This is a genomic window from Methanobacterium sp. (assembly GCA_012838205.1).
In the GTDB taxonomy this organism is placed as follows: Archaea; Methanobacteriota; Methanobacteria; order Methanobacteriales; family Methanobacteriaceae; genus Methanobacterium.
Window position 1 is genome coordinate 27,451 of sequence record DUPR01000027.1, and the last position, 21,219, is coordinate 48,669.

Sequence of the window (21,219 nt, forward strand, 5' to 3'; positions counted from 1 at the left end):
GTGTTATTGATAAAACAACTATCAGATTTTGCCTAATATGTTGAAGTTAAATAAGTAGACACAACAAAATTACCATGGATGTTATGATAAGCAAATATAATAATCCAACAAAGGATCACAATGATATCCATCAATGGTAAGTTGGTTTTTATGGTAAAAAATCTACCACTATACTGTATCATTAGTCAAACAAAAATTAACAGGCGACTGGGAGCATGAAAAATAAACCACTATTTAACAAAGAAATTTCACAGAAGCAGAATAACCAAATTTCACATAAAACCAAAGAAAGTGAAGATGATACTGGGGACGAATCTCCCAATACCTCGGATTTTGGTATTTCAACTGATAATAATTCTGTTAAGGACTTGAAAGCCCGTGTAAAATTTTTGGAACAAGAACTAGCTGATAAAGATTCGGAGATTGACTTTTTAAAAGAAAAATTAACCAACAACCAGGAAATCCTCCTTGATGTAATTGAAGATAAAAAAAGCCTTAAAAAGATAGTTCAGGATTTTGAAATGAAACAAATAGATGAAAGACTCAACAATTTTCAACAGTTGCAAAGAAAACAACACCAAATAGAACACCGCCTTTTTGTCACTAAAAACCAACTGGACGAAGCGCGAAATGAACTGAAAATACAAGAAAAAGTCATTAAAGATCTTGAAAAAAGGGGATTAAGGGATTATCTCATGGCTAATTATCCCCAAAGCTATGTGCAGTATCAAAAAAAAGTGTGACTAGTGATGAACACAAAATACCTTTCACTTTTATTTCGTTAAACGTCAATATTACGAAGTTTTCCGTCAATTTTAAAAATTATTATTATTAATGAATTAATTAACACAACACAATCCTATACCTTATATATCTTTCTATTTGCGTCTTATTAGTAAGAAATAACCTACTTTATGATCAATTGAAATTGGTAGTATTTATGTCAGAATCGAAGATAATTATAGCAATGGATGATGATTCGGAAACTGAAAAAATCAATAATATTCTCTCATCAAACTATTACCACACATTACCATTACCTTTTTCTAGAAAAAATAATTCCACAGATACTGATACCGAATTTGAAAACCTTAATTATGTCGATTATGACAGTATGGATTGTGATTCTGCTAATCTGGCTTTAATAGATGAAGTATTAATAAACAAGCCATATATGGAGAATGTCTTAGAAAAAATTAATAAGAAAAATCCAATGTCTGTTGTTTGTGTAACTTCTAATTCTTGTGATGCTGTTATTGATTCAAATAGGGGAATAAACACATTATGCCTTCCCAGACCCTTTAATTCTAGAGAACTCCTTTTAACAGTTGAAATGGCCTTTTATAAGATGAAAATGAAAAATGCGCTTTCTGAAAGCGAAGATAAATATCGTTTGCTAATAGAAAATGCAGATGACCCCATCGCTATCATAAATTATGATGGCCAGTTTCTCATGGCTAACCATAGTGCAGCTCGTTTTTTTGGATGCGAAAAGGAAGACTTCCTTAGTAAAACCATGTGGGATATTTTCCCCCAGGAAAAGGCTGACTCCCAGATGAAAACTATCAGGACTGTTATTAAAACCGGGAAGGGTCAAATCATTGAGAAAGAAATCACCCTTAACGGGAGTAAATATTATTTCAGCACCAATATCCAACCCATGCCTGGTAAAAATGGGGAAATGGGTTCAGTACAGTTAATTGCTCGGGATATAACTCCACTTAAGATGGCAGAAACTGCCCTTAAAAAGAGTGAAAAAAAATTCCGAGAGGTATTTAACAAGGCCAATGATGGAATATCCTTACACCTTGTGGATGAAAATGGGATGCCAGGTAACTTTACCGAAGTCAACGATGTTGTGTGCCGCAGACTTGGCTACACCAAAGAGGAACTCCTCCAAATGAGTCCTAAAGACTTTATAAACGATAATACACGGAATAAGATCCCTGAAATAATGAAAAAACTGACCACAGAAGGTAGGGCAACCTTTGAATCCATCCTCATCACTAAGAATGGAAGAACCTTGGTAACTGAAATTAGTAATCATCTTTTCAATCTGCAAGGGAAAAAAATGGTGATGTCCATAACCAGGGACATTTCCAAACGAAAACAAAATGAAGATGAACTCTTACGTATACTGGCCGGTATTGAAGGTACCGGAGATGCCATTGGTATAGCTATGCCTGATGGTTCTCATTTTTACCAGAACAAATCATTCACTGAATTGTTCGGATACACTGTTGATGAACTCAATAAACCATTGAAAATAGTGAATCTTTTTGCAGATAAAGAACGAGGAAACAATATTTTGAAAAAAATAATGTCGGGCAATGATTGGAATGGCGAGTTAGATATGGTTGATAAATCTGGAAATGTTTTCCCCGTGTTATTGCGGGCTAATGCCATTAAAAATAAAGAAGGGAATGTTATTGGTTTAAGTGGCGTGCTCAATGATATCACAGAACGTAAAAGGTTAGAAAAAATCTTAAAAACCAGTGAAAGAAGGTTCCGTAACTTGGCTGAAACTGCAATAGATGCTATAATCATTGTAGATGTTGATGAGAAGATAATATTTTGCAATCGGAGCTTAGAAAGAATCTTCGAATACCGGGAAGACGAAATATTAGGCGAATATCTTGATACTTTGATACCTAAACATTATATTGAAGATTTTCAAACAAAATTAGATTATTATAACCAACATGATCTTGAACCAGGAAATATTATTGAAACATATGGGATGAGGAAAGATGGTAGTGAGTTCCCACTGGAAATGTCACTTAACACATTACAAAATGATGATGATATCTTCACCACCTTCATTATCAGAGACATCACCCGTAGGAAATTAAATGAATTTAAGCTAAAAATGAGAGAAGACATTTTCCAATTAATGTCCCTGAACATTAACGAAGTTTTCTGGCTCATTGACCCTTTAACTGGCCAGATTCTATACATGAGCCCATCTTATTATAAAATATGGGGCCAATCAATTGAAGACTTATATCAAAACCCCAGGTCTTGGATTGAATCAATACACTCCCATGATAGAGAAAAATTTGTATCTCACATCTTCGGGAAAAATGAAAAAACATCTCAAAACAGAGAAGAAATTGAATGCCGAGTTTTACGTCCCGATAACCAAGAAGTATGGATTCGAGTAAGGGCTTTTCCAGAGATTAATCACAACAAGGAGATTTTCCGTAGAGTAGGAATAGCAACTGATATTACCGCTGCAAAAATTAATGGTTACAAATAATACACTGTATACTGTTTACTGGCGTTGATGTTGATTCGTTACTAAACTAACGAGCAAATTCTTCAATTTATTAAAGAATCATTTGATTTTGTATGGTAACTTTTTTTTTGAAGTTTTTTTAAAATCACTTGATAAAACAGGTCTAAAATGGTTTTATTGTTTTAAACGTATTGTCTAGATTTTGCGGTGACCGTTTGCACTGCATATACACATTTTTTGTGCAACATTTCACAATGATGGATTAAAAATATAATTGCTTGTGAATAGATTTAATGATTAAAGGTAAGTATCCAGTTTAGCAATGAAAAAATTGCTTTTTAATATGAACATAAAGTTCATATTATCTCTTTGTCTATATCTGGATTTTTACCTTATCCACCACCCTAACAAACCCCTTGTCCTGAAAGGGAACATCCGCCGCCGTTCCCTTCAGGATACCTTTTTTTTAAAATTTCAAAGCTCATGGCCTAAAAATATTTATTATATTTTTTAGGAGTGTAGCGAAAATTAAATTAAAAAGATTTTATAAAATCAAATTCATCCCAATAATTTTTCTAAGAATTGGATAATCACTCAAATCATATGGAACAAGTCTGTGATAATATGGAGTTTCCAGAGGATGGCCAAGTAATTGCTGGTTTTAATTTAATCTGCCCTGAATGTGGCATTGCAAATCCTGATGAATCTGAAAATTGTTTAGTATGTGACCGAGACTTGACAAATATCCTTTTATTCTTTGAAGATGACTTTTTCGATTTGGAGATTACAGAAAATTGCTTGATAGAATATCGAAAATCATTCTGGGGCACCCGTAGAACTGGCAAAGTCATTAAATATCCCTTAACAAAAATCAGTAATATTGAATTTGGTTCACCTGTGAACCGTTTCAAATTCGATTTTGAAGGTAAGCGACATGTCCTTCCCCTTAGAGAAGAGAACATGGATAATGTAAAAAAGATATTACCTAAAATAATCGATTAAAAAATCTTACTTTTCCATAATATTATTCTTAATAATTTTTTTTTCAATTTGAACCATTGCTTGCACGAAGATTAGCTCTGTAGATGTCACTATAAATCTACCAAAAAGTATATAAATACCTAGACATATAGACCAAATGTGTGAGTAGTACACATAGGATGGGGAAATTGGACAAAAATACCAGACTTTTCCTAGTACTGTACTGCACACAAAACCTGGTTTTAACCTGATTTAACTCTATTTTTTGGTTGAAACCAGATATAATATGCTTCCAGAGAATTGAAGCCATTTTTCCCCCCTACTAACTCCTATTCATCTCTGGAAGCATTATTATTTTCATTTGACATAATCATATTTCTCGGTTATTTTTTTCTCTCATTTGCTTTCATTTTCAATTCAAATATTAAGGCCCATGCCTCTTCAACTTGGGGAGAAAGATCATTGGATGCTAGTTTAATAAAGGTTTCCAGGGACTCAATTGCCTTACTATAATCACCGAGGAAATTATGTGCTGATCCCTTACCAGCCCATGCTTGGGCATTTTTCGGATTTAAATCAAGAGCATGGTTAAAAGATTTTAGAGCCTCTTCATATTTTTCTAAACTAAACAAGGCAGTGCCATGATTATTCCAGACTTCGTCATTATCAGGAACTAGATCAAGAGATTGTTCGAAACAGTTTATTGCCTCTTCAAATCGGGCTTGAGCCGCATATAACACTCCTAAATTAGACCAAGCTTGTGGATTATCTGGTTCGATGTCAAGAGCCGCATGATATGATTCCATAGCCTGATCATGAAGCCCGATACGAGAAAGAGCAACTCCCCGATTATCCCATATTTTACTATTTTCAGGATCTAGAATGAGAGCTTCATCAAAAAATAAAAGAGCTGACTGATAATCACCATTTTTAAATAGCTTGTTACCTTTTTCTAATAAAATGCTTATGTTATTAGATTTTTTATCAGAAATATTTTCATCCAACTATGATCACCTTAAACCTACTTAGTAGTGCTTAAAAAAAACCATCACTGGTGTATTTTCATCTGTGATTAATAAAGCACCTTCTACATTTTTATGAAAATAAATTTCCAAATGACTAATATCGTCTGATTATAGATTTGTTTATAGTTATATTAAATGGCATAACTAGTATAAACTTATGGATATTCTCTCTATATTTTTGATAGCTGTAGGATTGGCAATGGATGCATTTAGTGTGTCAATAACAAGGGGCATGATACTTAAATGGAATTTAAAACATGCATTCATTATAGCACTATTTTTTGGTGGTTTTCAGGCACTAATGCCTGTTTTTGGTTGGTTGGCAGGTGATCAGTTAGCAGTTATTGTATCATTTTGGGCACCATGGATTGCTTTTCTTCTCCTATTATTAATTGGTGGGAAAATGATTTACGAGGGTATATTCAGGGATGAAAATGACGAATCATGCCAGATTTTCCAAATGAAAGATATTCTAATCTTTTCTGTAGCCACCAGCATTGATGCTTTTGCAGTGGGAGTTACCTTCGCTTTCTTAAACACCAACATATTATTACCAGTCATCATCATAGGCTTGGTTACCTTTGGATTATCCTTTTTAGGAGTTTACATTGGAAAAAATGTTGGACACCTTTTCGAAGGTAAAATTGAATTATTAGGCGGGTTTATTCTGATAGGAATTGGGTTTAAGATCCTTCTAGAATATTTACTTTTTTGAATCCAAATAAAAACTATATTTAACCACTTAATCATCGTTTAAAATAGATAATAATAGATCATCTGAATTTTTTTCTAATGAAAGAATTTTTTTAAAGTCTTTCAACAATTTAAGATGAGGATAGTTCATAATTACTCTCCAATATATCCTGTAGAACTTTCTCAACTTGGCTATCTTCATTTTTTTTCGAGCCACTATCACTCCATAAGTCAAAAAATAATTAATTCTTGATATAGCATCAAAACAGATCCAGAAAAACTTTTACTAGCAATATCAGCAATTTATTGGCAACTTTGTACTTTTTTAACAGTCTGGATTCATAATAATCGCTGCTTATTTCATGTGCAGGGATGCTAAGTGCTTCAGAAGTCAAGGTACAAAAATAGAATTAATCAAAATAAGAATATTAGTTTTTTTGACTAGGGATAAATAGTGTTGGTTGCCAAACTCTACTTATTCAAAAACAATCAATATTAGTCCAAAAAAAATAAGTAATTCAGCTAATTTATTGGAATATAGGTATCATTCTTTAATTCAATATAACTCCTTTCCAGGACAGCGCAACTCCCTAAACTACATGTTTTCGGTGGTTGTTAAATTAATCTGATATTCACAAATAACATACTTTTTGACCACAGTTTATGGAATGCTAAAAAAAGTATTCATTGAATTATTACTTGATATATCCGTACTTTAATAAGTCCAAATTGGAATTTCTCTCCATTGCGCACTGTAACTTTTAAAGGTTTGTATTATCATAGATGAATTGAACCGATCAACCATCAATACCCCTTTACCTAACTTTTCTGCATGAACTCGTTCCACCAAGCCAGGATATTCTTTGACTATTCTCTTCCCATCTTTCCGGTAGGTAGATATGCCCCCATAAAGTGCACGGTTAAGTTTGTTCCTGTCGTTTTGGTTCATTTTAGTGGTGTCATAGGATAATATTATACGTGATTTTAATCTGGAACCTTCAGCAGTCATATCAACAGCTTTACCGTGTAATAAAACTCCTTCCCCACTCATAGCGCTTTTGAGTTCGGCGTCTTTCGTCAAATCATCAAGATCTATATGTTTTACACATAATTTACCAGTTACTAACTCATCAACTTTTTTCATAGCAGAATCTATTTTATTAGAGTAAAAAACAACTAGATCAATATCCTTTAAGGTTTTGGAAGCTGCAGCCCCTGGGAAAAAAATAGATAAGACTCCTTTCACTTTTCTTATTTCTTTGGTTAATTCTACAGCTAATTTAAAGTCCATTTACTTGTCTCCTTTCTATGAATCATGAATTTTATTGAAAAAAATAACCCCTTAGCTAATTCAATTTTTTCCCCCTGTAATAAAAAGACAATAAGGTTTTTGTTTTACCAGTACTGTTTTTTTTTGTAAATTCATTTGAGATAAGTTTTCAAAATACTGTTTTATTAATGTAACAGTATTTTTTAGGTAATATAATTTTATATCCTTAAAATCTTTATGACTGTTGATCATAAATTTGCTTTTCAGGAGAAATAAATTATTAAATAAAAATTACATTGGTATTAAGAAGTATATTTTATAAGCATAACCTTAATCGGCTGCTAGATTGTTAATAGAGTTTGTTGAATATTTTAATTAAAAAAAGTTCAATTCCAGCACTCAACGCATAAACAAAGCACTAAAACTATCCACTACACCAAAAAAGGCACCTAATATAATATTACCAAAAAAATCTAACAGTAACTTTACTATCCCTGAATAAATAGTGAAGCCATCACAAGCAATCAATATCAGATACAAATGGTTTTATATCCAGGACTGGGGAGTTATCTAGAGCATCTAACCATTTTACAATTAATATATTTCCATCCCTTTTTACTAGTTCTACCATGCATAATCCCAGGGGATTGGGCCTTACCGGGGCTCTGGTGGAAAATAAACCCCTTTTTTTGGTTCGGCCATGGGGCACTACTTTAAGGGACACTGGCCCTGAACGATCCATCCAATAGATTACAATTAAGTTGGGGAAGTGTTCAATTCCTTCCAATGCTTCAGCATACTCTGGAAAGATTTCAATTGTAGAAAGCTCTTCAGAGAACCTTCCCTGGTGTGGGGATCCTTTTTTTATTTTATAAGGAGATTTAACCAAACCAATAGCTTTTAACTCCATTTACCCTCAAATTCATCTGTTATAATTTTTCGACTAACTCGTTGTATATATTATCTAATTAACCTATTAGATTTATTAGTTTCAGATTGAAGTTTTTATCAGAAAATTCTCAGAATTATAATTAATATCTCTACGAGTAAAAGTTAACAGGATATTAATTACTGAAATTTTTAGAAATAGTCATTTATCAATGGAGAACCCCGCAGGGATTATTTGAATGGGGAGTTTTGGTTGGGTCCTGCGGGCATAAATTTAGGGAGGCAATTAGTAATATTGCTATTGCTTCTCCATTGATCGTGGTTTAATAAAGTATTTGCAAGTTAAACTTATATAACATCCTTTATATAGGTTTCGGAGACCTATAAAAATTTATATTAGAATATTAAGCACTTTAAACAAAAAAATTCATGTTTAAAAATTTTTTCCACAGTTAATATTTTTGATGAGCAAAACCAAAAATATTCATGATACCCTGCCCAAAAAAACTTCATAAAAAAATCTGATTAATAATAAAAAATATCCAAATATCATTCTAATGTAGCATTATCACTTTTACCTTGGGCTAAATCATTAAAAAAAGTTTATTTATCATTGTATAACTTGCATAATATTTCCTAAGTTCTGGGATATATCTTGTTTAATATTCTTACTGTGTTTTATAAATAGATTTTAATCACTCCACTACCATAGTGCAGTCTTTTGATATTAACCCTAAAAAGGAATGTAACTAGTATCAACAAAATCATTGAAATAATCTAAACCCACCAGCAATAATGGTGAAAAGATATTGACATGGGTATATTATTAGAACTAGGTCTTTTTTCGATTAATCAAAATGAAAAAACATGTTTGTAGATAAATTAAAACATTGAAAACCTTTTTCAAGGAATTGAAAAGAATCAATACCCTGTTCCTGAAAGTGGGTTTGAAGGGCTAAAAGTTTATATTGTAAAAGGTTAAAATTATTCCCTTAGTCCCTTGGTGTAGTGGCAATCATGTGAGACTCTGGATCTCGCGACAGCGGTTCGACTCCGCTAGGGACTATCTTTATTCATCCCATAAACAGCCTAATTATTTCTTAGGTTTCTCATTTTGAGCATGTTACAGTAATTCTCATATTTAATAAAAATATTTGCCATAAATTCTTGTTAAAGCTAGTTATAGTCCAATAACGCCGTGTATTAATTATTTAGATAAGTCCTTTTTTAATATATACAGACTATATCCAGCTATGGTTTTTTAAAAAAAAGATGCCAATTAATAATAAATGAATACTTGAACAATTAAGTATATATTATATTAATGATAATTTAAGTAAAGTATTATATTGTAAAAATAAAGCAAAAAAAGGGATCTATATGAATGATGATGAACTTTGTGATTTCCAATGTATCAATGAAAACTCAGTGAGGGGTGTTAAATCACAAATGCTTCAAGATGAAACATTTCAACTCATTTCCGATCATTTCAAAGTGCTCAGTGACCCTACTAGAGTCAAAATACTCTATGCTTTAACTCAAACAGAGATTTGTGTCTGCGATTTAGCCGCAGTTCTGGAGATAACAGATTCAGCAGTTTCTCACCAACTTAGACTGCTAAGAGATAAAGACTTGGTAAAATTCAGGAAAGAAGGTAAAATGACCTATTACTCACTATCGAATGATGAAATTATAGATATGATAAAAATGGGAACCAGCTTTGCCGAAAAATAAAAAAAACCGTTGTTAACAGAATAACCTAGCAAAAAAAGTTTTATTAGAATAAAAAAAAACAATGATATAACAGAATAAAGTACCAGCAATTTTTATGATAATTTTAAAATTTTTAGGGGGAACAGACCATATACTATCGGATATGGTTAATAAGATATTATTTCAGAACTTAAAAATTAAAAAAAAACTTGATTTATTAAAGTAACTATGAATTTAGTGGAATATACTAAAAACAACCCCCAACAATTGAATACAATAAACAGATGAAAATGATATTTCAGCAGGAGATATAATATAATGAGATGGTCGTTAGTTGTACTGGCTGTTATCCTGTTAATAGTAGGTTACGCCTATGTATCAACAGTAAATGGTCCAATCACCCCCGAAGGTAGGCTATCATTTGTGAAAGTCGCCAATCCCGATATGTATCCGGGACACTTGCATTCTCAATTATTAGCCAAATTCGCCAAAGAACATAATTCTAAATCAGTACTAGTAGTGCATTTTGCTGGTAGTTCTAACTACCGTAACTACAAAGAGGGAGATATAGAGATCCTTGAACTGGCCTTCATTGACTCCCAGGGAACCGGTGCAGTAGGTGATACTGACTACTGGGATTCATTACAGATAGCATTATTCGGCGCCCCTGAAGGTAGATATAAATATAAGAGTGATGGAATCGTTTTCAACACCCTCGATGAAGCTTTAGACTATATTTATGGTGTTGCCAGGGAAAATGGGCAGGAAGGACCTATACCCATGTATTGGCATGGTACGGCCCGTAAAGACAACCCTATGATTGCTCAGGGTTGCGGATTCCCATTATTCTTTGATATAGTGAGGAAACAATATGGAATCATACCCGCCTATGTATACACATTAAGAGGCATGGTTTTACCCTACTTTAAAGACCCCTATGCTAATTACGAGTTAACACACTATACTGAACTTCAGAACTTCTACCAGCAGGGAATGATCGACTTCAGATAGGAATATAAAAACAATATTATTCCTATTTTTTTAACTCTTTTTCCAATTTTTCAAAAATAACCCGAGGTTTGCAACCATACTCCTCAATATATAACATGATTTGTTTATCATCAACTTTGAAGTTCTTTTTCACAATCTCTCGGGTTTCCTCCTTAGAATAGGAAATACGTATTACATCAAAAAACAGGTTTAAAATAAAAACAATAAACTGTGAAACTATGAAAAAATCAGTTAAAATATCATATTTAACACCCTTAAACCTGAAAACGAAGGCAGTTTGAATTACGACATTTACCTGGGTAAGATCATTCTTATGCTTAAAATATTCCATTAATATACCAAAATAGAAGGGGAAAGTATCAAAACCTTTATTCAATGACCATAAGCTCAATCCAACCTTATCTTGATCAATGAATTCTGAGTCTAAAATCTTATCTGCTAATAAAACTACATCATATTCTTGCACTTTCTTGTAAACTTCTTCATTGGTTTTAACACCGAGATCTTTTCTCAGTGTCCTGTAAAATTCACTGAAAACCTCAGAAGAACTCATATCTGGGTCATCCAAAAAAAGTGTGGGATCATAAACATTTAAATCAAGAATTTTCAAAGCAGTGTAAATATTAGCAGACTTACCAGTCCCAGGACTACCTGTAATTAATACAAATCTTCCTTTCTGGTTTTTTAAACTGCGAAACATGTTATATATCTTTCGAAACGACCGGGTGTAAACAAAATCATCATTGTCTCCCTCCGATTGCACCTTATAATCTGCCATGTTATTATTATTCACCCCTACATTTAATTTAGTTACTATTTCACAGTTTGATTTAGATATTGGAGAAAATAAGATGGTAAATGCTTAGTGAATAATTGAACAATACCTATAATATCTGAGAAGATATAAATTAACTATTAAAATAGCATTGAGTTTGGAAAAATCTATCAAGGTTTATAAAAAAAGGCAAAATAAAAAAAAAACATGCTAATTACATTCAGAAATTTTATATTAATTTATCAAAAACTAATTAACAAGGTGTTTTTATGGAAACAGTTAATATTCTTATTGAAGCCCTTCCCTATATTAAAAAATTCCACCAGAAAAAGATAATGATCAAGTACGGTGGCCATGCCATGATCGATTCAGATGCCAAGAGTTCCACAGCCCGTGACACCGTACTACTCAAATATGTAGGCATGGACCCTATAGTAGTTCATGGAGGGGGTCCTGAAATATCCCGTTCCATGAACAAACTAGGTAAGGAACCAAAATTTATTGGAGGATTGCGTGTAACTGATCAGGAAACCATGGACATTGTGAAAATGGTCCTAGTAGGGAAGATCAACACGGAAATAGTGGCCAACATTGGATTGCACGGTGGTAAAAGTGTTGGATTATCTGGGGAAGATAACCTACTATTAAAAGTTCGTAAACGTTCCCCCCAAGTTGTTGTAAACCAGGATACTGGTGAGGAGCAAATGGTTGACTTGGGACTGGTGGGAGAAATTGAATCTATAAACCCCGAAATCCTGGAAGTTTTAACTGAAAACCAGTACATACCCGTAATCAGCCCAATTGGGGTGGATGATAAGGCTAACACCTTAAACTTAAATGCGGATACTGTGGCTGGCGAAGTGGCTGGGGAGGTTGGTGCTGAGAAACTCATCATACTCACCGATGTCCCAGGCATTCTTCGAAATTCTTCAGATCCCCATAGTCTTATTAAAAAAACCAATATAAAAGAAGTTTTAACACTCATAGAAGATGGAACAGTGCAAGACGGTATGTTACCTAAGGTCTTAACTTGTATCAGTGCCCTGGAAAATGGAGTTAAATCGGCACATATAATTGATGGAAGGATAAAACACAGCATACTCCTTGAGATTTTCACTAAACAGGGTATCGGCACCATGATTACCAAATAAACCACATACTGAATATATTGTTTAGCATCTGATGAAAAACGAGTAAATAATTTATCCAAATCCAATGGAGTTTTTTTAATATGAGAGTAGCAATCATAACTGATGATTCTTATGGTGAAAGGGCTTATGAAACAATTAAAGAAGAATTTGACTCTGAGTATATCTTGATAGATCCACCAGGTTCTGCCTTTATGGATGAAATTGATATTTCACCAGAGATCATCAATAAGCTGGAAAAGTTTGATCTTATTCTTAGCTATGTTTTACATCCTGATCTGGCCCTTGACTTGGTTGAAGCCCTTCATGATAAAGTGGAATGGATCATTGTAGGCGCCTGGAAAGGTGAATGGTTTAAAAACCAGTTAGAAAGCTATGGTAATGTCACGTGTCCTGAAAACATGTGCGACCTTACTGAGAATGGTAATGCTGCTTTTGATGAGTTTGTTTCTGTGTTTGGGAAACCAGAAGTCAGGGTTAACTGTCAAGGGGATAAAGTAGTTGATGTGGAGGTTTTAAGGTGTGCTCCCTGTGGTAGCACTAAATTTGTGGCTGAGGCAGTTACCGGAGAATCAACCACCAATTTACCAATTAAAGTAGGACTCAAAATACAACATTACCCTTGCAGAGCTGGTAGGATGCGACTTTTCACTGATGATGAATCTAAAAGGGAGATGGCCGCTAATTTACATAAAAATGCCTTTGAAGATGCTTTAGAAGATGATCATTCTGATTAATTTTTATACGAAAATCATTTTCAATATTGACTCATTTTTTTGAAATTAATTAATTTGGATCCTAAATTTTTTTTAAAAAAATCATGCATATATCCCGGAATCACACTTTTTTATAGTTTGTAGACTTATCATGCAACTTTTTTATAGTTGGTAGACTTATCATGGAAAAATTAGGGTAATGATAATGATTCTATAGGCTAATATGAGTTGGATGTGGGGATTAGATCAAAAATTAAAATCTATTATGCGTATCTCAATTGTGCCTCCCCTTAAAAATAATAAGTGAACAAGGAGCTTAGTATTCTCAATTAATAGAAATCTCAGTGAATGGAAATAATTTAATAACCAGCCCAACTAAGAAATGAATGTGAGACATATGTTAGAAGTAGCAATTATTGGAGCCAGTGGTTACACTGGAGGCGAACTTTTAAGATTCCTTGAAATTCATAGTGGAGTGGAAGTTGTGGCTGCCACTTCCAGACAGTACGCAGACACCCCTATAGGTAAGATACATCCCCACTTGCATGACATGGATTTGAAATTCACTAATCAATCCCCATCAGACTTGGATGTTGACTTAGCATTCACTGCCACCCCCCACGGTGCTTCCATGAACATAGTCCCTGAACTGGTGGAAAAGGGGATTAAAGTAGTTGATCTAAGTGGGGATTACCGATTCGATGATGTTGGCGTCTATGAGAAATGGTACGGATTGGAACATAAAAAACCCTTAGAAGCTGTTTATGGAATGCCTGAAATGTACCGGGACAAAATCAAAAATGCAAACCTGGTTGCAAATCCAGGATGTTATGTGACTGGTGCAATACTGGCTGGAATACCTCTTGTGAAAAACGGCTTAGTGGACACTATTATTGCTGATTCTAAAAGTGGTGTGAGTGGTGCTGGTATAAACCCCACTCCAGCCACCCATTACCCCAATATTGGTGATAATGTAGTGCCCTACGCATTAACCAACCATCGTCACATGCCAGAAATCCAGGAAAAACTCAGAAAATATGGAAATGTGCGAGTTTCATTCACACCCCACCTTGTACCAGTTATCCGAGGTATTATAACAACTCTACACTGTTTCCCACATCTTGAAGTTACACCTGATGAAGTATTTGGGCTTTACCAAAAACAGTACAATGATGAACCTTTCATTCGGGTGATGGATGTGTCGGAAGTTCCAAGAACCAGTTCTGTTCGCGGGTCTAACCTATGCCACATAGGTGGATTTGAAATTGATGAAAACGGCAGATTAGTAATTATTTCTGCAATTGACAATCTGGTTAAGGGTGCATCAGGCGTGGCTGTTCAAAACATGAATTTGATGTGTGGGTTTGCCGAGACAATGTCCCTGGAAGCTGTGGGTTTACATCCCTAAAGTTTTATAAACTTTGATCCACATATTTTATGAAGATTATAAGGATTTATGAAAAGAATACATGAAAAATTAGTGTGAACCTTATAATAATCTTCTAATAATAGATTTATTCTTAAATGAACCCCTAGTTTCTAAAAAAAACGCACCAGAACTATTAATTGGTTGAGGTAAAAATGAAAACTATTATTTTGTTTTATTCAAGAAGTAGGAAAACAGCACTGGTAGCTAGAACTCTGGCTGAGGAAATTAATGCTGACACAGTTGAAATAGTTGACTTGACTGAACGAAACGGTCCATTGAACTATTTAAAAGCTTCAGTGGATGCATTTCGTGAGCAGAAAACTTTAATCAAACCTGAAACTGTGGATCTATCCAATTATGATCTGGTTTATATTGGAAGTCCTACTTGGGGCAGTAAACCTGCACCAGCTATTATCACCCTTATTGACCAATGCGATTTTAAGGGTAAAGATGTTATTCTGTTTGCTACTATGGGCAGTTCTGGTGGTCAGAAGGTGATTGAGAGAATCAGAGAAAAAATAGAGCCTCGGGGTGGCAGGATGATTAAATCTTTCCAAGTGAAAACTGGTGGTAAAAAAATTGAAGAACTAGTGGATGATGTTGCAAAAATCGTCCAAGAAGAAGATCTTCACATATATGGAATCTGATAAGCCAGAAAACACTTAATAATATATATAACACTATACAATTTTAAATCAAACTAGTAATAATGAATCAAGTTATTAATGTTAAATTAAATTGATATATCGAAAACAAACTATTACAAATATGAAAAAATTGATTTAATTTCTTAAATAGAAAAACTGGTGATCTGTTTGATAAACTATGAACGGTTTCTAGAATCATACAAACCCCTCATCATCATTCCAGTGGTGATCACCATCATAGCCATTATATTGGCACTTACCATTGGTCTGGAGGAGGGTATCGAATTAAAAGGTGGAACAACAGTTGTTGTACATTTGGAAAAGCCAATAAGTCAAGGTGAACTAAAAGCTTTAATTAGTGATGGTATTTCCAATCAACAAGTTGATGTTATGGTTAGTAAAAATCAGGCTACTGTAGAGATTGCAGGCAATGTGGATGTGGTGGAATTATCATCTGTTCTGGAGGGAACTGGAACTATCTCCAGTTACAGATCAGTGGGTCCAGTATTGGGTAAAGAATCAATGACCCAGATCTATTATGCTCTGGCCTTTGCATTCATCTTTATGAGTATAACTGTGTTTATAATTTTCCGTGACTTCGTTCCCAGTATTGCAGTTATCACAGTTGCACTTTCAGATATTATCATTGCCATTGGGGGAATGAGCTTATTCGGAATCCCGCTTTCAGTTGCATCTGTGGGTGCCATACTCATGCTTATTGGTTACAGTGTAGATACTGATATCCTGTTAACCACCAGAATCCTGAAACGAAAGGAAGGAACAATTACACAAAGAGCTATTACTGCAATGAAAACTGGTCTGACCATGGCTGTAACATCCATTAGTTCCATGGTCACCCTATACTTGGTGGTTATTTTCCTAATCCCCTCAGCTCAGACTTTGGCAGATATAGCTGCTGTGCTTATTATCGGTTTAACTGCGGATATTTTAACCACCTGGCTAATGAACCTTGGCATACTTAGATGGTACTTGGAGGCACGAAAATGAAGTACAAGGAATTTCTCAAAGATAAACGAGTTATATTACTTATCGTGCTGATTATTGGGAGCATAGCTGCCATGTCCTTTTTTGGGATTGAACAGGGTTTAGATCTTAAAGGCGGGTCAGTTATACAGATTCAACTGGAAAAGCCTGTAGATAGTGCTACTATGAACACTGTTACTGCAGTTATGGATAAACGGTTGAACATTTTCGGTGTTAAAGATGTGAAGGTTTACTCCAGTGGGAATCAAAATGTGATCGTTGAAATTGCCGGAGTACAACCCGATGATGTGGCAAAAATTGTGGGAACTCATGGTAAATTCGAAGCAAAAATCAAAAATAAAACAGCCCTTGTGGGTTCAGACATTACCAATGTACAACCATTCCAAGTAACCGGGAACCAATGGCGTGTTCCTTTCACAGTATCATTGGAAGGTGCTAAACGTTTTGCTAATATAGCTAAGGGCCAGGGTGGTGTTCCTGTTGAAATGTATCTGGATGATCAACTTATAACCTCCCCTGAACTTTCCCCAGGACTGGCCACTGGTCAAGCATCCACAACTGTGGAGATCAGTGGAGGATCACCAACCAAGGAAGAAGCAGTGAAAGAGGCTAAAAGTATTCAAACACTCTTACAATCCGGTGCACTGCCAGTTAAAGTTAAAATTGTGGGTGTCAGCAGTGTTTCCGCAGAACTAGGTGATCAGTTTATTCATGGTGCTCTGATAGCTGGCTTGTTAGCATTGGTGGTTATTTCAGGAATAATCATGCTAAAGTACCGAAAGATCATACTAATTGTTCCAATAATGTTGACCAGCATTGCCGAACTCATTCTGATTTTAGGTACTGCCGCGGTGATTCACTGGAACATTGACTTGGCAGCTATTGCTGGTATAATTGCGGCTATTGGAACTGGAGTTGATGATCAGATCATCATCACTGATGAGGTGCTTAAAGGGTTTAAGGAGAAAAAAAGAATCGGCGGAGTACGGTCTCAGATAAAAAAGGCTTTCTTTGTCATATTTGCTGCTGCCGGTACTCTTGTCGCAGCCATGCTACCACTAGCATACATTGGGTTTAGCAGAGGAGCCACTGGTATAGGTGTGCTATCTGGTTTTGCATTCACCACTATAATCGGAGTTTTAGTTGGAATATTCATCACCAGACCAGTTTATGCTAAGTTTATTGAAATGGTGCTGGATAAACGCTGATGGAATTATTTTTTTAAAAATTCCAACATTTCTCCCTTTTTTTGGTGTTTTGTCTTAAAAATTGAATGTATTTAAATTATTTTTAAAAAATAATTCTGTATTCTCTTCTGGAATTTTTGTGAATATTTTTTTTAAAATATCAGTCTATTACAAGTTTATCCTAAAAATTTCATCATCAATAATGGATAATCTTATAAAATATTATCAGAATAATCTACTTCAAGAACTTGTTAAGGGTGAAACATGAAAACTCCTAAGGAATTGAAGGTAAAACCCATTAAAAATGGCACAGTTATTGATCATATTAGTGCGAATAATGCCTTAAAAGTCCTTAAAATATTGGAACTGCCTAGTCAAGAGACTGGTGTGACCTTGGCCATGAATGTGGAATCCAGTCAGATGGGTAGTAAGGATATTGTTAAGATCGAAGGCAGGGAACTGGCTTCAAGAGAAGTAGATGAAATAGCCCTAATCGCACCTCATGCCACTATAAACATTATTAGAAACTACGAAATTGTTGAAAAAGGAAAAGTCAACCTTTTAGATGAAATTAAGAATATAATATGCTGTTCAAACCCTAACTGCATTACTAACACTGATGAACCAGTCAAAACACGCTTCATAGTATTGAATAATGAACCATTAATCCTTCGCTGCTACTACTGTGAACGGATGATGGACCAGAGTGATGTTGATACACAATTCCAACTATTTTAGATAAGAACTGCTAACTTTAAGAATCCATAGACCCTTAATCCAAAAATACTCAGATAGGATCACTGCTTGCAAGAAATCACTTAAAAATGGGTTTGTTCCCAAAAAAAGTGTGAGGGGGATTTTAATGGAAAAAGCACGGGAAATATTAAAGATCAACACCCAGAAGAGGGTAGAAATAAAGGATATCACCACTGAAGTTTCCGAAATTTTATCACGCAGTGGCATTAAAGAGGGACTTTTAAATGTTTACAGCCCCCATTCCACATCTGGAGTGGTTATTAATGAAAATGAATCTGGTTTAGTAAGAGATTTCAAATTAACGTTGGAAAAGGTCATTCCACAAGGTGCTGGATACCAGCATGATCGTATTGATAACAATGCAGATAGTCATATTCGGGGCTTTTTATTGGGAGGAAGCCAGACCGTCCCAGTTGAAAATGGTAAGATGATGCTGGGAACTTGGCAGAGTATCTTTTTCATTGAATTAGATGGTCCAAGGCAGCGAAACTTAACAGTGACAGTGATTGGTTAGTGAAAAAACCTTTATTTTCAGGTACCGTAAAACTATAAAAAAAAATATGATGAACACAATTCTCATAGCCAACATAACTAATTCACTTTTAGAAGATGCGATTTCAAAAACATGCTCCCAGAAATTGTTGTTGATCCATGAAGACAATCTCAGTAAAAAACCTTTGGGCTTGTTAATTTCTGGTTTGAATCTACCTGCCAATTTCAAGGTAAGCTACCATCATGTACCACTTGATGATTTAAAATTGGCATATTCGAAAGTTACCAAGATTGTTCATAAGGCATTTGAAAAAAGTGATGATGTCCATTTTGCCTTGGAAGCTAATCTGTTAGGTTTGCAGATTATGGAAGCAGCCAAAGAATTTGAAATCAAAAATTATTATATAGTGCAGGGAGAAAAACTTAAAAAAATTAAGGCTTGTTTTATTAGGGGTTTTTAAATTAAAAAGTTCCCAATAGGGTTTAATCAAAAACCCTTAAACGCAACCTCCACTGCTACCACAGGATACTCTAGTTCAAAGTTCCTAATGACTTGAGGATTTATTTCACCGAAGAACCCCTCTAGACACACCTCAGAAGTTCCCTTTTTAACACCCGTAAGATACGCACATCGCCCCGGAATGAATGTGGGCTGATCCAGATCTTCAATAACCATTTCCAAGCCTAAATTGCTAACCAGGGCATGGGTGATTGATTTGATCTCAGTTAAATTAGCTTGGGAATGGGTGATCATTGCCGCCATTTTCTTTACACCCACGGTCCGGGTTTCCTTCTCCTCATCCAGATAAACAGTTTCCCCCACTTCAAAGATTTTCTGGGGCAATTCTTCGTGTTTATTATCCTCAAAGAATTCTAGAAGTCCATTTAACAGGCTTTGACGGATCATGGTCCTGTCCTGACTGATTGGCTGGGCAACTTCCACCCGCTGAGTTTCCGGGATCATCATCTTTTGGTAGTGGTTTTCTTCGTTGGTGAGCATTAGGCTCATTATTTCAGAAAATCCCAGTCCATTCATGATTTCCCGGACATTCTGATCAAAATTATGATAAGGATCTTCCCGGGCTACTGTGGCCACTTGGGGTAATTTTGGTTTTATCTTACGGAAACAATAGCCAATTGCCACGTTTTCAATTATATCCACTTCGTGAAGAATGTCAACTCGATAGGCAGGAATCATCACCTTAACTGTGTCCTGGTCAATGACTTCTGCATCGAAGCGAACTTTTTTCAGAGCATCCGCCACTTTGTCTGCAGATAAAGATATTCCTATAATCTTTTCAGCTTTTTCCACGCTTACCATGCGCTTTTTGGGTGTTAAGTCTGGTCTAGTGAGGGTTCCATCTTTGTATATGTTTTCCATTGTCTGTATCTGGGCACCGGTTTCTGCGAAGCTGGTGGCAATTATATTTAGGGTGCGTTCCACTGCCAGTTGATCAGTTCCAGTTACATCCACAAAGAGGTTTCGTGTTTCAGTGGTTAGTTTGGTGAGTTCTCCATTGATGATCGGAGGCATTGATAGTATGTTATCTTCAGAGTCCATAATTATTGGATATTTAGCGTGTTCATCTATTAGGTGGGCGTATGATCGTCCTTTCTTGTGTTCAGTGAGTATTTCCCTGAGGGTCATTGGTTCATCCATTTCCAGGGGTACGAAGGACACTTCATCAGGGTGGCAAGCTAAATAACGGAAAGGTCCCTGGAGAACATCAAGGTTGTGAATACCTACTGCTACTTTTTTCCTATCCCTACCTAAAACCCAGTGCAAGTCTTCTTGGAAGTCCATGAGTTGGCGTAGCTTATCTTCAGTAAGATGAATGCCTTTCACCAGGCAACATGCAGTGTAGGGTCGGATCTCTTCTAATTCTGGATCAACAGTTATGCTGGTGTTTGAGCTTTCCAGGTGATAGTGGGGTAATCCTTCTTCTATTTTCAGGAATCCTTTGAGTGCTCTGGCAACTCCTTCCACAGACAGATAATCTGGACGGTTGGGGAAGAACTCTACTTTAACCTCGTTATCATCATAATCTTCAATATCGCTCCCTATCATGGGTAGTAGGTCAATGAGTTCTTTTTGGCCAATATTTTGACCTAGTAGTTCTCCCAGATCCGTGTAAGTGAATTTTATAACTGGCATACCTTTTCCTCTTCTATAACATTTTTTTTTAATTGTTTCGAAAATATTTCAATTTTAGGATTATATTTTAAAAAGCTTAATCTATGACTA

At 35.1% G+C, this 21,219-nt stretch carries 20 protein-coding genes and 1 tRNA gene; 16 read left to right on the top strand and 5 right to left on the bottom strand.

Going from position 1 to position 21,219, the window contains the following annotated elements; translation table 11 throughout:
* The first annotated feature begins 215 nt into the window (after window positions 1-215).
* The 3 genes from GXZ72_04285 to GXZ72_04295 all read left to right on the top strand — a co-directional run bounded on the left by GXZ72_04285 (window position 216) and on the right by GXZ72_04295 (window position 4,240).
* Window positions 216-743, top strand: coding sequence for a hypothetical protein (locus GXZ72_04285; GenBank protein ID HHT18758.1), 528 nt, complete (start codon window positions 216-218; stop codon window positions 741-743).
* A 197-nt stretch (window positions 744-940) separates the two neighbouring features.
* Complete coding sequence (locus GXZ72_04290; GenBank protein ID HHT18759.1) at window positions 941-3,259, top strand: PAS domain S-box protein; 2,319 nt, start codon at window positions 941-943, stop codon at window positions 3,257-3,259.
* A gap of 603 nt (window positions 3,260-3,862) precedes the next feature.
* Window positions 3,863-4,240, top strand: a complete 378-nt coding sequence (locus GXZ72_04295; GenBank protein HHT18760.1) for a hypothetical protein — start codon at window positions 3,863-3,865, stop codon at window positions 4,238-4,240.
* Window positions 4,241-4,602: 362 nt separating this feature from the next.
* Here the strand turns inward: GXZ72_04295 and GXZ72_04300 are convergent, their stop codons facing one another.
* Entirely contained in the window at window positions 4,603-5,223 is a 621-nt protein-coding gene (locus tag GXZ72_04300) for a tetratricopeptide repeat protein (protein ID HHT18761.1), read from the bottom strand.
* A gap of 178 nt (window positions 5,224-5,401) precedes the next feature.
* On the opposite strand from GXZ72_04300, the gene GXZ72_04305 reads away from it, so the two are divergent.
* Entirely contained in the window at window positions 5,402-5,959 is a 558-nt protein-coding gene (locus GXZ72_04305; protein HHT18762.1) for a manganese efflux pump, read from the top strand.
* Between the two features lie 693 nt (window positions 5,960-6,652).
* Here GXZ72_04305 and GXZ72_04310 read toward each other — a convergent pair.
* Both GXZ72_04310 and tsaA read right to left on the bottom strand, forming a co-directional pair.
* Window positions 6,653-7,228: a hypothetical protein gene (locus tag GXZ72_04310; protein ID HHT18763.1), complete on the bottom strand. Its 576-nt coding sequence runs from the start codon at window positions 7,226-7,228 to the stop codon at window positions 6,653-6,655.
* A 493-nt stretch (window positions 7,229-7,721) separates the two neighbouring features.
* A complete protein-coding gene (gene tsaA, locus GXZ72_04315; protein ID HHT18764.1) occupies window positions 7,722-8,117 on the bottom strand; it encodes a tRNA (N6-threonylcarbamoyladenosine(37)-N6)-methyltransferase TrmO in 396 nt (131 codons plus the stop codon).
* A gap of 972 nt (window positions 8,118-9,089) precedes the next feature.
* Between tsaA and GXZ72_04320 the strand changes: the two genes are divergently transcribed.
* The 3 genes from GXZ72_04320 to GXZ72_04330 all read left to right on the top strand — a co-directional run bounded on the left by GXZ72_04320 (window position 9,090) and on the right by GXZ72_04330 (window position 10,819).
* Window positions 9,090-9,161: transfer RNA gene (locus tag GXZ72_04320), tRNA-Gln, on the top strand.
* A gap of 314 nt (window positions 9,162-9,475) precedes the next feature.
* Entirely contained in the window at window positions 9,476-9,829 is a 354-nt protein-coding gene (locus tag GXZ72_04325) for a winged helix-turn-helix transcriptional regulator (protein HHT18765.1), read from the top strand.
* 297 nt (window positions 9,830-10,126) lie between these two features.
* Window positions 10,127-10,819, top strand: coding sequence for a hypothetical protein (locus tag GXZ72_04330; protein ID HHT18766.1), 693 nt, complete (start codon window positions 10,127-10,129; stop codon window positions 10,817-10,819).
* Window positions 10,820-10,841: 22 nt separating this feature from the next.
* Here the strand turns inward: GXZ72_04330 and GXZ72_04335 are convergent, their stop codons facing one another.
* The gene (locus tag GXZ72_04335) at window positions 10,842-11,597 is read right to left on the bottom strand and encodes a hypothetical protein (protein HHT18767.1); all 756 of its coding nucleotides are present in this window, start codon (window positions 11,595-11,597) and stop codon (window positions 10,842-10,844) included.
* A gap of 266 nt (window positions 11,598-11,863) precedes the next feature.
* On the opposite strand from GXZ72_04335, the gene argB reads away from it, so the two are divergent.
* The 9 genes from argB (at window position 11,864) to GXZ72_04380 (ending at window position 19,435) form a co-directional block, all read left to right on the top strand.
* Window positions 11,864-12,745: an acetylglutamate kinase gene (argB, locus tag GXZ72_04340; protein ID HHT18768.1), complete on the top strand. Its 882-nt coding sequence runs from the start codon at window positions 11,864-11,866 to the stop codon at window positions 12,743-12,745.
* An 80-nt stretch (window positions 12,746-12,825) separates the two neighbouring features.
* Window positions 12,826-13,479 (top strand): DUF166 domain-containing protein, encoded by a 654-nt coding sequence (locus tag GXZ72_04345; GenBank protein HHT18769.1) that lies wholly within the window; start codon window positions 12,826-12,828, stop codon window positions 13,477-13,479.
* A gap of 376 nt (window positions 13,480-13,855) precedes the next feature.
* Complete coding sequence (locus tag GXZ72_04350) at window positions 13,856-14,866, top strand: N-acetyl-gamma-glutamyl-phosphate reductase (GenBank protein ID HHT18770.1); 1,011 nt, start codon at window positions 13,856-13,858, stop codon at window positions 14,864-14,866.
* 173 nt (window positions 14,867-15,039) lie between these two features.
* Complete coding sequence (locus GXZ72_04355) at window positions 15,040-15,534, top strand: flavodoxin (protein HHT18771.1); 495 nt, start codon at window positions 15,040-15,042, stop codon at window positions 15,532-15,534.
* A gap of 168 nt (window positions 15,535-15,702) precedes the next feature.
* The gene (locus GXZ72_04360) at window positions 15,703-16,542 is read left to right on the top strand and encodes a protein translocase subunit SecF (GenBank protein HHT18772.1); all 840 of its coding nucleotides are present in this window, start codon (window positions 15,703-15,705) and stop codon (window positions 16,540-16,542) included.
* Entirely contained in the window at window positions 16,539-17,747 is a 1,209-nt protein-coding gene (locus GXZ72_04365) for a preprotein translocase subunit SecD (GenBank protein HHT18773.1), read from the top strand. The genes GXZ72_04360 and GXZ72_04365 overlap by 4 nt, the downstream gene beginning before the upstream one ends.
* Before the next feature lie 243 nt (window positions 17,748-17,990).
* Entirely contained in the window at window positions 17,991-18,464 is a 474-nt protein-coding gene (locus GXZ72_04370) for an aspartate carbamoyltransferase regulatory subunit (protein ID HHT18774.1), read from the top strand.
* A 124-nt stretch (window positions 18,465-18,588) separates the two neighbouring features.
* On the top strand, window positions 18,589-18,996 hold the full coding sequence (locus GXZ72_04375; protein ID HHT18775.1) for a YjbQ family protein: 408 nt from the start codon (window positions 18,589-18,591) through the stop codon (window positions 18,994-18,996).
* Entirely contained in the window at window positions 18,989-19,435 is a 447-nt protein-coding gene (locus GXZ72_04380) for a hypothetical protein (GenBank protein ID HHT18776.1), read from the top strand. Before GXZ72_04375 ends, GXZ72_04380 begins: the two co-directional genes overlap by 8 nt.
* 26 nt (window positions 19,436-19,461) lie before the next feature.
* Here the strand turns inward: GXZ72_04380 and GXZ72_04385 are convergent, their stop codons facing one another.
* Complete coding sequence (locus tag GXZ72_04385) at window positions 19,462-21,129, bottom strand: phenylalanine--tRNA ligase subunit beta (protein ID HHT18777.1); 1,668 nt, start codon at window positions 21,127-21,129, stop codon at window positions 19,462-19,464.
* Between the last annotated feature and the right edge of the window lie 90 nt (window positions 21,130-21,219).